The 12,917-nt window shown below is 68.4% G+C and carries 12 protein-coding genes; 4 read left to right on the top strand and 8 right to left on the bottom strand.

Translation table 11 applies throughout. The annotated features are described in order from the left end of the window. Positions 1-198 precede the first annotated feature (198 nt). The 4 genes from ACMV5O_RS18870 to ACMV5O_RS18855 all read right to left on the bottom strand — a co-directional run bounded on the left by ACMV5O_RS18870 (position 199) and on the right by ACMV5O_RS18855 (position 3,920). Positions 199-402, bottom strand: coding sequence for a hypothetical protein (locus ACMV5O_RS18870; protein ID WP_416164901.1), 204 nt, complete (start codon positions 400-402; stop codon positions 199-201). Between the two features lie 215 nt (positions 403-617). Then, positions 618-2,477 (bottom strand): long-chain-acyl-CoA synthetase, encoded by a 1,860-nt coding sequence (locus ACMV5O_RS18865; RefSeq protein ID WP_416164900.1) that lies wholly within the window; start codon positions 2,475-2,477, stop codon positions 618-620. 55 nt (positions 2,478-2,532) lie between these two features. Continuing rightward, entirely contained in the window at positions 2,533-3,174 is a 642-nt protein-coding gene (locus tag ACMV5O_RS18860; RefSeq protein WP_416164899.1) for a nuclear transport factor 2 family protein, read from the bottom strand. Positions 3,175-3,185: 11 nt separating this feature from the next. Next, complete coding sequence (locus ACMV5O_RS18855) at positions 3,186-3,920, bottom strand: SDR family NAD(P)-dependent oxidoreductase (RefSeq protein ID WP_416164898.1); 735 nt, start codon at positions 3,918-3,920, stop codon at positions 3,186-3,188. A 260-nt stretch (positions 3,921-4,180) separates the two neighbouring features. Between ACMV5O_RS18855 and ACMV5O_RS18850 the strand changes: the two genes are divergently transcribed. The 4 genes from ACMV5O_RS18850 (at position 4,181) to ACMV5O_RS18835 (ending at position 9,110) form a co-directional block, all read left to right on the top strand. Beyond that, complete coding sequence (locus ACMV5O_RS18850; RefSeq protein WP_416164897.1) at positions 4,181-5,524, top strand: spinster family MFS transporter; 1,344 nt, start codon at positions 4,181-4,183, stop codon at positions 5,522-5,524. A gap of 36 nt (positions 5,525-5,560) precedes the next feature. Continuing rightward, a complete protein-coding gene (locus tag ACMV5O_RS18845) occupies positions 5,561-6,391 on the top strand; it encodes an alpha/beta fold hydrolase (protein ID WP_416164896.1) in 831 nt (276 codons plus the stop codon). Positions 6,392-6,399: 8 nt separating this feature from the next. Then, a complete protein-coding gene (locus ACMV5O_RS18840) occupies positions 6,400-8,532 on the top strand; it encodes an FAD-dependent oxidoreductase (RefSeq protein WP_416164895.1) in 2,133 nt (710 codons plus the stop codon). Between the two features lie 122 nt (positions 8,533-8,654). Further along, complete coding sequence (locus ACMV5O_RS18835) at positions 8,655-9,110, top strand: nuclear transport factor 2 family protein (RefSeq protein ID WP_416164894.1); 456 nt, start codon at positions 8,655-8,657, stop codon at positions 9,108-9,110. 75 nt (positions 9,111-9,185) lie between these two features. Here the strand turns inward: ACMV5O_RS18835 and ACMV5O_RS18830 are convergent, their stop codons facing one another. Genes ACMV5O_RS18830 through ACMV5O_RS18815 form a run of 4 tightly spaced genes read right to left on the bottom strand, consistent with a single transcriptional unit; the run spans position 9,186 to position 12,862 of the window. Continuing rightward, positions 9,186-9,908 (bottom strand): ABC transporter ATP-binding protein, encoded by a 723-nt coding sequence (locus ACMV5O_RS18830; protein WP_416164893.1) that lies wholly within the window; start codon positions 9,906-9,908, stop codon positions 9,186-9,188. A gap of 1 nt (position 9,909) precedes the next feature. Further along, the gene (locus ACMV5O_RS18825) at positions 9,910-11,115 is read right to left on the bottom strand and encodes an ABC transporter permease (protein WP_416164892.1); all 1,206 of its coding nucleotides are present in this window, start codon (positions 11,113-11,115) and stop codon (positions 9,910-9,912) included. Beyond that, positions 11,112-12,263 (bottom strand): efflux RND transporter periplasmic adaptor subunit, encoded by a 1,152-nt coding sequence (locus ACMV5O_RS18820; protein ID WP_416164891.1) that lies wholly within the window; start codon positions 12,261-12,263, stop codon positions 11,112-11,114. Before ACMV5O_RS18820 ends, ACMV5O_RS18825 begins: the two co-directional genes overlap by 4 nt. Continuing rightward, complete coding sequence (locus ACMV5O_RS18815; protein WP_416164890.1) at positions 12,251-12,862, bottom strand: TetR/AcrR family transcriptional regulator; 612 nt, start codon at positions 12,860-12,862, stop codon at positions 12,251-12,253. The genes ACMV5O_RS18820 and ACMV5O_RS18815 overlap by 13 nt, the downstream gene beginning before the upstream one ends. Positions 12,863-12,917 lie beyond the last annotated feature (55 nt).

Genomic DNA, 12,917 nt, shown 5'->3' with positions numbered 1-12,917 from the left:
GCCGATTATTTTTCACATCATGAAAACCCGCCGGCCGGTACGCCGTCCGCCCGCTTCAAGTCCGACAGGCTGCTAGGTCATGGTGCGCAGCTGCCGGCGCAGGATCGGGCGCCCCCATGCAACATGGCCCTGCCTCCGGATTCCGAAGGCAGGGCCACGTCGTTCGTTGCGACCGCAGCAGCGGTCGCGGAGCATGTTTCAGTGCGTCGCCAGCATCGCAAAGAAGCGACCGGTCGAGGCATTCGCGGGCGAACCCTTGGTATGGCACTCGGTCTCGCTGGCGCCGCAGGCCGGGATCTGGACCAGGGAGTCGAGCACCCGGGCATGGCCACGATCGAGCATTGCCGCAAAGGCCGCGAGGCATCCAAACACGCACCCGCACAACAGGGCCTTGGTAATCATGTGCTTCTCCTCCGTGCGCTACAGTTTTGCGTGCGCGCTGCACGCCGCCTGCAGGAACGTGATGCGACGCCGCTTCGCTGCGACTGCCGCCCAAGTGTCTCCTCCTGCACGGTGTGTAGATTGTCGAAGGCGCGCAAGCGCGACATCGTCCGAATGGACTAAATCAAAAAAAACGGCGCTCCGACGAGCGCCGATCGATCGTTTGCCGGCCCGCCTCAGGCGAACGGGGGCAAGCCCGCACGTGCGAGCGCCTCGGCCGAGTACGGCACGTAGGTGGCGCCCGCCTCGTCGCGCACGTACAGCGGGTCGTCGAAGGCCTTGTCGTCGTAGCCCTGCCGCTGCAGGTCCACCTTGCGCAGCTTGTAGGTGGTGGTGAGGTCGGCGGCGCTCGATACGCGCACGAACTGCGGCGCCGCATAGCGCGGCAGGCGGGCCTCGGTGAGCGCGTAGAACGCCTTCGGATCGAAGGCGTGGCCAGGCTGCATCACGATGGCCGCCATGCCCGCACGCCCCTCGTGGCCGGGCACCTTCACCCCGTAGATGTTGATCAGCTCCACGCCGGCGCAGTCCGACAAGGCATCGGCGACCTCGGCGGTGGAGACGTTCTCGCTCTTCCAGCGGAAGGTGTCGCCGATGCGGTCGACGAAGTAGAAGTAGCCATCCTCGTCGTAGCGCAGCAGGTCGCCCGAACTCCAGTACGCATCGCCTTCGGTGAAGACGTTGCGCAGGATCTTCTTCTCGGTGGCTTCTTCGGAGGTGTAGCCCTCGAAGCGCCCGCCGCCGATCTCGGGATGATTGACGATGAAGGCGATGCCTTCGCCGACCTCGCCCGGCTGGCACAGGATGTAGTGCCCGTTCTCGTCGCGCGGATGCGATTCGGTCTCGACGTCGTAGCGCACCAGGCGGAAGTTGGTCTTGTTCCAGTCGGGGATGCGACCGCAGGACCCGACGTGGTTGTCGACGTTGATCACCGCCGTGTTGGCCTCGGTCGAACCCCAGCCCTCGAAGATCTGGATCGGGCCGAAGCGCTCGAGCCAGCGCGTCCAGGTCTCCGCGGTGAGGCCGGCGCCGAGCATGGCACGCAGGCTGTGGTCGCGGTCGTTGGCCTGGGCGGGCGCGTTGAGCAGGTAGCGGCAGATCTCGCCGATGTACTGGAAGATGGTGATGCCGTTGGCGCGCACGTCGGTCCAGAACTCGCGCGTGCTGAACTTGCGCCGCACCACGATGCTGCTGCCCGACTTCAGCGCGGTCGAGGTCACCGAGGTCGCTGCCGCGCCGTGGTACAGCGGCAGGCAGCAGTAGAAGACGTCGTCGGGCGTCACCTCGAGGGTCACCTGCATGACGTCGCCCGAGGACATCCAGCGCATGTGGCTGTAGCGTGCCGCCTTGGGCAGGCCGGTGGTGCCCGAGGTGAAGATCAGCAGCATCGTCTCCTCGGCGCGCACCTCGGCACGGCCCTCGCGTGGGAAGGGGCTGCGCGCAGCGGCCTCGACCTCGGCACTGAGGTCGGCACTGAGGTCGGCGCTCGCCAGCGCGCGATGCTCGGCAGCGGCGGGCTTCTCGGGGTCGGCGACCAGGTACAGCGGCTGCGCCGGGCGCTCGGGGGTGAGCGCGAAGTTTTCGAGGCACTCCTCGCCGAGCACGACAGCGCGGGCACGCGTCGACTCCAGCGCGTGGGCGAGCGGACGGCCGCTGACCTGGGTGTTGATGACCGCGACCACCACGCCCAGCTTGGCCAGACCGAACCAGTAGAAGAAGAACTCGGGCCGGTTCTCCATCGCCAGCGCGCACACGTCGCCGCAGCGCAGGCCACGCGCATGCAGCGCATGGGCGACCTGGTTGGCGCGTGCATCCACCTCGGCATAGCTGAAGCGGCGCCCGCCGTAGATCAGGAAGTCGCGCTCGCCGAAGCGCGCAGCCTGCTCCTCGAGGCGGTCGGCCACGGTGTAGCGGTCGGCCGGCTTGATCAGATTGGCCGCGCGCGAGCGCGCGTCGAGCTTGGCCTGGGTTTCTTCGCGCGGGACCACCTTGCTGCGGGCCGCGGGCGGATTCATAACGACGGCAGAATCGGACATGCGCCCTTCTCCATGTTGTGTTCGAGCATTGCTGTTCGGAGAGCGACCGCGCGCGTCAGCGCACGCGGATGCGGGGATCGGGAGCGCCACGGCGCAGCGTGGCGAGGAAACGGTCCAGCGCGGCGGGTTCCGCCACTTCGGGCAGCTGGTCCTTGGCCGGACGTTCGGTCCAGAACGCGCGCCACGACGGGAACAGGTCGTGGAAGCTGCCCTCGTAGGGTTCGCGCCCCGGCCAGCGCATCTTGCGATCGCCGATCGGCGGCTTGTTCAGGTCGGTCGCATACCAGTAGCACGGCAGGCGGCGGCGGAAATACCACTGCCCGTCGATTCTCTCGTAATCGTCCCAATACAACATCTGCATGATCACCCATTCCGGGCCGGTCTCGTGCTCGTTCTTCGAGTACACGACGCCGACGGCATGGTCGGGGTCGGTAAACTCGATGACGTGCTGGCCGAGGTGGTGCGAGGTGCCGGAGAACTGGTTGCGCAGGGTGTCGTCGACCCAGGCCTTGAGATGGGCGCGGCCCACCTTCTCGCGGCCGACGCGGATGTCGGGCGCGAACAGGTTCACATGGGCGTCGAGGTCGCGCATGTCGAGCGACAGCGCGTACCGGGCCACCAGCTGGCGGATGGCCTCGGTCGACTCGAGACGGTCGATGCGGCCGAGCAGGTCGGCCTGCGGTGCGGAGGTCGTCATGCCGGCGCCGCTCAGATGAAGGCCATGCCGCCGTTGACGGCGATGTTCTGCCCGGTGATGAAGCTGGCGTCGTCGCTGGCGAGGAAGCCGGCGACGCGCGCGATCTCCTCGGGCTCGCACATGCGGCCGAGCGGGATGGCCTTGATCATCGACTGCATCCACTCGTCGGGGATGCCGGCCATCATCGGGGTGTTGGTCGGCCCCGGGACGATGGTGTTCACGCGGATGCCGCTGGCGGCGAGCTCGCGCGCGATGCTGCGCGTGAGACCCATCACGCCGGCCTTGGAGGCGCAGTAGTGGCTCGGGCCCTCGCCCGACATCGCGGCGGTGCTGGAGACGTTGATGATGGCGCCCTTGGCGCCGCTCTTCTGCATCAGGCGCGCGCCCTCGCGGCAGCACAGGAAGGTGCCGGTGAGGTTCACGCCGATGACGCGCGTCCAGTTGTCGTCGGGGGTGTCGAGGAAGGCGTCGACCGAGCCGATGCCCGCGCTGTTGATCAGCACGTCGAGGCGGCCGAAGCGCTCGGCGACGGCGGCGAAGGCCGCGCTCACCGAGGCCGGATCGGCGACGTTGCAGGCGAGCGCGAGGCCGTTCGCACCGAACCCGGCGACCGCTGCCCCCGCTGCGTCGGCGTTGATGTCCGCCGCCACCACCTTCGAGCCCTGCGCGCCGAAGTACTCGACGATCGACCGCCCCATGCCCTGACCGGCACCGGTCACGAAAACCACCTTGTCCGCAAGACTCATCTGTCGCCTCCTTGTGCGTGTCCTGACGGAACCGCCTCGAATGCGGGGCTCCGACCATGTGTGGCACAGTTTTCTCGGCCTGAGTCGGACGGACATCGTCCACTAAGACTAATGCGGAACAGTTGGCGCCCTCGGTCGGGGCAAAGTGCGGGTTCGTCTGAATGGACGATGCCTGGACCGTCCGCCAAACCCACGATACGCAGCACTCGCAGGTGGCGAAGCACTGCCTGCATGCAGGATTACCGCCCAGGAGACAGGTCGTGAACACAAGCCAAGGCACCCAGCACCGCATCACCTGGCATACGCACTATGCCCTCGCGATGCTGGCGATCATCTACGTCTTCAACTACATCGACCGTCTGTTGATCTCGATCCTGATCGAGCCGATCAAGCTCGAGTTCGGCATCTCCGACACCCAGATCGGCCTGCTGTCCGGGGTCGCGTTCGCGATCTTCTACACCCTGTTCGGCCTGCCCTTCGGCCGCCTCGCCGATCGCATCGGCCGCAAGCCGGTGATCGCCCTCGCCTGCATCGCCTGGAGCGCGATGACCATGCTGTGCGGGGTGGCGACGAGCTTTGCGATGCTGCTGCTGTTCCGCATCGGGGTGGCGGTGGGCGAAGCCGGCGGCACCGCACCGTCGGTCGCGATGGTCTCCGACCTCTACCCGCCCGAGAAGCGCTCGCGTGCGCTGGCGGTGTTCCTGATGGGGCCGAGCCTCGGCGCCGTCCTCGGCCTTGGTCTGGGCGGCTGGATCGCGCAGGAGTACGGCTGGCGCACCGCCTTCGTCGTCATCGGCGCGCCTGGGGTGCTGCTCGGCATGCTGCTGTGGCTCACCGTGCGCAGCCCCGCGATGCCTGTGCGCCCCCAGCCCGCGGCAGGTGCGCCGAAGGAAGACTGGCGCACGACGCTGCGCGAGGTGTTCGCCACGCCGGCCTTCCTCCTCGTCGTCGCGGCCGGGACGCTGGCGGCGGTCATGGGCTATGCGATCGGCACCTGGAACCCGAGCTTTCTGATCCGCTCGCACGGGCTGACCATGCAGCAAGCCGGCCTGCTGGTCGGACTCGGCGGGGGAATCTGCTCCACGATCGGCACGCTGGTATGCGGCAGCGTCACCGACCGCCTGGTCGCGCGCGATCCGGGCTGGCAACTGCTGATTCCGGTCATCGGCTGCGTGGTGAGCGTTCCGCTCGGGCTCGCCTTCTATCTGTGGCCGGCCGACGTCGCCTTCCACATCGGCTCGCTGCCGATTCCGGAAGCCTTCCTGTTCTACCTCGGGTTCAGCTTCACCGCGATCTGGTGGTCGGTGCCCTGCTTCGGCGCCATCAGCCACCTCTTCCCGCCGAACCGCCTGGCGCAGGCGACGGCGATCTTCATGATGTCGTTGACGCTTCTCGGCGTCGGCCTGGGGCCGATCATCGTCGGCACGCTCTCCGACGTCTTCAACCCGGAGCTCGGCCAGGAAGCCCTGCGCTACGCACTGGCCGCCTCGGTGCTGCTGTATCTGGCGGCCGCCGGCTGCCTGATGGCGGCCGTCGGAAGCTATCGCCGCAAGCTGCGCGCCGATGCAGTGCCGCCCGCGGCCGCCGCGGCGGCAAGCGCCTGAACAACCGATTCGAAACCTACCGCTGGAGATGACCCGATGAATTCACCCGACCTGCCGATTCCCCTCGACCGCTTCGTCGAGCTCGACAGTGGCCTTCGCCTGCACTACCTCGACATCGGCGAGGGGCCGGTGGTGGTGTGGCTGCACGGCAGCGGCCCGGGCGCCAGCGGCTACAGCAACTTCAAGGGCAACTACCCGGCCTTCGCCGCGGCCGGTTTCCGCAACATCGTGCTCGACCTGCCCGGCTTCGGGCGCTCGGACAAGCCCGCCGACGTGCAGTACAACCTCGATTTCTTCGTCGCCAGCCTGAACGGCCTGCTGCAGAAGATCGGCGTGACGAAGTGCACCCTGCTCGGCAACTCGCTCGGCGGCGCGATCGCGCTCGGCCAGGCGCTCGCCCATCCGGACACGGTCGAGCGGCTGATCCTGATGGCGCCGGGCGGCGTCGAGGAGCGTGAGACCTACTTCAGGATGGAAGGCATCGTGCGCATGGTCGAGACCTTCGCCAAGGGCCCGATGGGACCGGTCGAGATGCGCCACGTCATGAGCCTGCAGGTGTTCGATCCCTCGATGCTCGACGACACCATCATCAACGAGCGCTCCGCGATCGCCCCCTCGCAGCCGGCCAACCTGTTCTCGACCATGATGGTCCCGAACATGACCACCCGCCTGCACGAGATCAAGGCGCCGATCTTCGGGTTCTGGGGCACCGACGACAAGTTCAACCCCCATACCGGCGCGCTGAAGGTGATCGAGAACGCGCCCGACGCGCGCATGATCCTGCTCAACCGCTGCGGGCATTGGGTGCAGGTCGAGCACAGCGACCTCTTCAACCGCAGCTGCATCGACTTTCTGACCAAGGGGTGAGCCACGCCATGGGATCCTTCGACAACCTGCTGCAACCCGGCCGCATCGGCAAGATGGAAGTGCGCAACCGTATCGTGATGGCGCCGATGGGGTCGAACTTCGCCGAAGCCGACGGCACCTGCGGCGAGCGCATCCAGGCCTATTACGAAGCGCGCGCCGCGGGCGGCGCCGGCCTGCTGACCATGGGCGTGGTCGCCATCGCCTATCCGCACGGCACCGCCGAGCCCTACCAGGTGGGCCTCTCGGACGACAAGTTCATCCCCGGCCTGAAGGGCATCGTCGACCGCGTCCACAAGCACGGCGCGAAGATCGCCGCCCAGCTGCAGCACGCCGGCAAGAACTCGGTGCGCGACCTCGCCGAGGGCCGCGAGCTGTGGGTGCCGTCCATGCCGCCGGCGGTGAAGACCGACATGTTCGCCGCGCTCACGCAGGAGGAGCTCGGCGCCTTCATCAGCTCGTCGAAGGGCCGCGAGAAGGCCGGCGTGAAGATCCGCGTGATGGAGCAGGCCGACATCGCGCAGATGATCGAATGGTTCGCCGCGGCTGCCGAACGCGCCCAGCGCGCCGGCTTCGACGGCGTCGAACTCCACGCCGCGCACAACTACATCATTGCCGGCTTCCTGTCGGGCTACTACAACAGGCGCGACGACGACTACGGCGGCTCGATCGAGAACCGTGGCCGCTTCATGCGCGAGGTGATCGCCGCCGTGCGCGCGCGCGTCGGTGCCGACTACCCGGTGTGGCTGCGCCTGGACGCCTATGAGCTGCGCACCGAGGGCGGCATCACGCTGGAAGAGGCGAAGGTCTTCGCGCGCATGGCCGCCGATGCCGGCTGCGACGCGGTCAGCGTCTCGGCCTACGCCAACACCAGCACCGGCGTGGCCTTCACCGAAGCGCCGCTGGTGCAGCAGAAGGCCGGCTTCCTGCTGTGGGCGGCCGAGATCAAGGAGGCGGTGAAGATCCCGGTGATCGCCGTCGGCCGCCTCGAGCCCGAGGTCGCGGACAACGCCATCGCCGCCGGCCAGTGCGACTTCGTCGCCATGGCGCGCAAGATGCTCGCCGACCCGGAACTGCCCATGAAGCTGATCGAGGGCCGCCCCGAGGACATCCGGCCCTGCATCTATTGCTACGCCTGTGTCAGCCAGATCTTCGTGAACCAGCGCGTCAAGTGCGCGGTGAACCCGATGACCGGCCACGAGGCCGAGATCCGCCTCGTGCCGGCGGAGAAGCCCGGCCACGTGCTGGTCGTCGGCGGCGGCCCTGCCGGCATGGAGGCCGCGCGCGCCGCTGCGCTGCGCGGCCACAAGGTCACCCTGGTCGAGCGCAGCAGCCGGCTGGGCGGCACGCTGTTCTTCGCTGCGCTGGCCTACGCCGAGAACGGCGGGCTGCTCGACTACCTGACCACACAGATGAAGAAGCTCGACATCGACGTGCGCCTCAACACCGTCGCCACCCCCGAGCTCATCCGCCAGCTCGGCGCCACCGCGGTGATCGTGGCCACCGGCGCCGAGCGCAATGCACCACCGATCCCGGGGGCCGACATGGACCACGTGTGGTCGGGCGACGAGCTGCGCCGGCTGATGACCGACGACCGCGCCGAGGAGATCGCCAAGCGCAAGCTGTCATTCACCCAGCGCACGCTGATGAAGGCCGGCAGCCTGGTCGGCGTCACCGACAGCACCGACGCCATCCAGAACCTGTCGCGGGTGTGGATGCCGCTCGGCAAGAAGGTCGCGATCATCGGCGGCGGCCTGGTCGGCATCGAGCTCGCCGAGTTCCTGGTCGACCGCGGCCGCGAGGTCGTGGTGCTGGAAGAAGGCCCCAGCCTGGGCCGCGAGCTGTCGATCGTGCGCCGCTGGCGCGTGCTCGACACCCTGCGCGAGCACGGCGTGGCGCTGCACACGAAGGTGAAGATCGACTCGATCGACAAGAAGGCGGTGCGCTATGCCGACGCCGAGGGCGTCCAGCACACCCTGGCGGCCGATTCGGTCGTGCTCGCCGTCGGTGCCCGCCCGGACGACAGTCTGGCGCGCTCGCTCGAAGCGGCCGGCGTGCCGGTCAGCTCGGTGGGCGACGGCGCGCAGATCGGCTACATCGAAGGTGCGGTCAAGTCGGGCATGCTGGCCGGCCTCAGCGCCTGATCGCCTGCGCGCAGCTTCGGATCCTCCCTCCTCCGGGTGTGCGGCGCTCATTGCCGCCACCCGGTTTTTTTCATCCGCCGTCCCGCCGCACGCGCGGCGGGCGGCGCCAATCGGAGCGCACGATGGACCATTCCGCCACCGCGATCTGCAACCTCCTCTACCGCTATGCGGAAGCAATCGACGAAGGCCGCCTGGAGGACGCCGCCGCCCTCTTTCGCCACGCCCGCATCGAGACCGGCGCAGCGGGGCCGCTCGACGCCGACGACGTGCTCGCCCTGTGGCGCAAGATCCTGGTGATCCACCCCTGCGGCACGCCGCGTACACGCCACCTGGTCACCAACCCCATCCTCGACATCGACGAGGCCGCCGGCACGGCCACGAGCCGCTCATGCTTCACGGTGATGCAGGCCACCGACGACCTCCCGCTGCAGATCATCGCGAGCGGCCGCTACCACGACCGCTTCGCGCGCATCGACGGCGAATGGTGCTTCGTCGAGCGCGACTACCGGCAGCTCGACTTCATCGGGGATCTGAGCCGGCACCTGCGGATGCCGATCAAGCAGGCCGGGAGGCCGTGACGGCCCGCCGCGTCGCCGACCTCACCATTCCGTGGTCGCGAAGCCCTTTGTGCAATCGCGGGGCGCTGAGCCGCATCAGGCGCCGACACTGCGGCCTTCGCCCGCCTCCTCGTGCGTCACGCCGTCGCGAATGTGATAGATGCGCTTGAAGGTCGGGATGATCTTCTCGTCATGGGTCACGACGATGATGGCGGTCTGGAACTGGGCCGCCATGTCATTGAGGATGCGCACAACGGCCATCGCCCGTGCGCTGTCGAGGGGCGCCGTGGGCTCGTCGGCGAGGATCACCGGCGGTCGATTGACCAGGCCGCGCGCGATCGCAACCCGCTGCTGCTCGCCGCCCGACAACTGGGAAGGCATCGCCTCGGCGCGGTGCCGGATGTCGAGCGCGTTCAGCAGCGCAAGCGCCTGGGCGCGCGCCGCGGCGTTGGCGACCCCAGCCAGCATCGGCAGCAAGGCGACGTTGTCGGTCACGTTCAGGAAGGGAATCAGATACGGCGCCTGGAACACGAAGCCGATCCTGTCCCGGCGCAGCGCGCGCAGGTCGCGCACCTTCCAGCCCTTGTCGAAGATCAGCTCCTCACCCAGCGTCATGCGTCCGGCGCTGGGGTCGATGACCGCACCGAGGCACTTCAGCAGCGTGCTCTTGCCCGAGCCGGACGGACCGATCAGGCCGACCACCTCGCCGGGGGCGACCCGCATGTTCACGCCCTTCAGGGCATCGACCGCCGTGTCGCCATGCCCGTAGCGCTTGGTCAGCCCTTCGATGAGGATGCCGCGGCCTGTCTGGAGGCTCATCTCAACCCCCGATCGCTTCGGCGGGATCGACACGCAACGCGAGTCGGATCGACACCAGGCTGGCGAGCACGCAGATGATCATGACTGCCGCAAAGCCGGCAATCGTGTCGGCGGGCACGAGCAGGACGTACTTCGGAAAGAACGGCGCCGAGAAGGTGGCGGTGATCTTGCCGACCACGAAGCCGATCAGCCCGAGCGCCACCGCCTGCTGCAGGATCATCGCCGCGATCGTGCGGTTGCGCGTGCCGATGAGCTTGAGCACCGCGATCTCGCGGATCTTGTCCATCGTCAGCGTGTAGATGATGAAGGCGACGATGGCTGCGCTCACGACTGCAAGGATGACGAGAAACATCCCGATCTGGCGCGCCGAGGTGGCGATCAGCTTGCCGACCAGGATGCCTTCCATCTGGGCGCGGGTATAGACCGTCAGCCGCTGCCAGCGCCGGATGGATTCGGCCACTTCGTCCGGCGCGTAGCCCGGCGCGAGGGTCACGAGCACGGCATTGACGTAGGGGTTCGTGCTCTGCGAGGCCAGCACCGCATCGAGCAGCCCCGGCACGCCGGGACGGTTCAGCGCCGGGTTGGCCTCGGTGCGGCGCCGGCCCTGCCAGATGGCGTCGTTGTCCTTCAGGAACTGGGCCTCCTGCGCATCCTTGAGCGGAATGAACACCATCGGGTCGCCGGAGGACGAAACCATCCGTCTCGTGAGGCCGACGACGGTGTAGTGATTGCGCCGGATGCCGAGCCGGTCGCCGATCCGGAACCCGGCCGCGATGTCGGCCACCGCCTCGTAATGAGCGCGCGTGATCTGCCGTCCCGCGACCAGATAGGGCGGCCAGCCGGGTACCTGTCCCGGCTGCCCGGCGGCGATGCCGACCACCATCGCGCGCACGTCCTGCGTGCCCTTGCGTACCTGCATGGTGAGGTAGGTGACGTTTGCCGCGCGCGCGACGCCGCGCACGCCGAGCAGGCCGCGGTAGACGTCGTCATGCACGCTGGAGGATTCGGCATAAGGCCCGAGCGTGTCGCGCTGCACCACCCAGAGGTCGGCGCCGCTGTTGTCGAGCAGCGCCTTGCCGTCATCGACCATGCCCCGGTACACGCCCGCCATCACCAGCGTGACGCCGATCAGCAGCCCCAGGCCCATCCCGGTGAAGACGAACTTGCCCCACCCATGCAGGATGTCGCGGCCGGCGAGGCTGATCACCTGTGCGCTCCCGGGAGGGTGGAAACCACATCGATGCGGCTGCCGCTGCTCAGGGCGCGCTCGCTGTAGAGCACGATCTCCTCACCCGCCGTCAGTCCCGCGCGAACCTGCACCCGTCCGTCGAGGTCCGCCGCACCCAGCTTGAGCGGCGCGAAGTGCAGGCGTCCTTCCTTCACCTGCCACACCCCCACCTCGCCCGCCTCGCGCCTGAGGGCGGCGTTGGGAACCACCACGGCAGCCGGCGCCGGCGGCAAGGCGACCGTCACCTCGGCAAGTTCGCCAAGCGGCGGCATGGGCTCGGGCCTGCTGTCGAACACGACCTTGGCGAGAAGCTCCTCGGTGACGGCGTCGGCCCTCGGCTCCACCCGCAGCACACGCCCCGGCAGCGGCGCCTCGCTGCGCGAGCGCAGGACGATGGCGGCCTCCAGGTCGCGTGCGAGCTCGCCTGCACCGACCTGATCCAGCCGCAGGTTTATCCAGAGGCTGGAAGGATCGATCAGCTCCACGACCGCCTGCCCGGCGACCACCGTGGTGCCCGGCTCGGCCTCGCGCAGCGTGACCACGCCATCGACGGGCGCGACGAGTCTCAGGTTCTCGAGCTGGGCCACGAGGGCGGCGCGCTCCGATTGCACGCGCGCAAGCTCCTCTCGCGCCGCGATGAGGCCGGCTTCGGCGATCTCGCGCTCCTGGCGGCGGGTGATCGCGACCTCCTCGCTCGCGGCCTGCAGCGCACTGAGCTTGTCGTAGCGCCGCGACTGCGCCTGCGCGAAGGCCTGGCGTGCCTCGGCTTCGCGAACACCCGCACGGGCGCGCTTGAGCGCCGCGTCCTGCGCACGGATGCGATCGGACAGATCGACCGCATCCATCTCGCCCAGCACCTGGCCCGCGCTCACCCGGTCGCCCACCTGCGCCTCGACGCGGCTGACCCGTCCGGCCAGCGTCGGACCGATGCGATAGGTGTGGCGCGCCTCCACCGTGCCGATGCCGAACAGGGTGGGCGACACCGTGCCCTCCTGCACGCGCACCACCGTCACCTTGACCGGAGCCAGCGGCCCGGAGCGCATCGCGACATACGCGAACACGGCCAGCAGCGGCACGATGATCGCGATCAGGGCGATGCTGCGCCCATGCAGCTTCAGCGCCCGCATGGCGAGCTCCGGATGCCGGCGAGATAGATGGCGAACACCCGTGGCGCGCTCGCCCGCATCAGCCCCATGTCGCCTGCGATCAGGGACTGCATCACCAGGCCCTGGATGGTGCCGACAAAGAGCGTTGCGGCCGCGTCGACGTCGCATTCAAGCGCGACCTCGCCCGCCGCCTTGCCGGCCTCGAGATGGGTCCGGATGCGCTGCCCGTAGCGCCCGAGCAAGGCCTGGGCGGCTCGTTTGGCCGGCGTCGCCTCCGCGCGCTGGAGCTCGCCGAACAGCATGCGGGGAACACCGGGGTGTTCGATGACGAAATCCACATGCGCCTCGAAGATCGCCTGCAAGGCTGCAATCGGTGAAGCGCCCGCGCTGGCCGCATGGTCGACGCGGGCGAGCAGCCGATCGGCGACCCAGTCCATGACCGCCTCCCAGATCGCGTCCTTGGTCGGGAAGTGACGGAACAAGGCGCCTTGCGTCAGCTTCATGTGGCTGGCAATGGCTGCCGTGGTGATCTCGCTCGGGTTCTGTTCGGCAGCCAGGGCCACCACGGCTTCCACGGTGACCTCTCGACGGGCCTCGGCCGGAAGATGCTTGGCGGGCATGGCAATCTCACAAAGTAAGTAAGCAGTTACTATCTTAGTCGCTCACGCCCTTTCT

This window comes from Thauera sp. WH-1 (assembly GCF_047806685.1).
In the GTDB taxonomy this organism is placed as follows: Bacteria; Pseudomonadota; Gammaproteobacteria; order Burkholderiales; family Rhodocyclaceae; genus Thauera.
The sequence above is the reverse complement of the archived record's forward strand: the minus strand, read 5'-3'. Positions and strand labels throughout refer to the sequence as shown.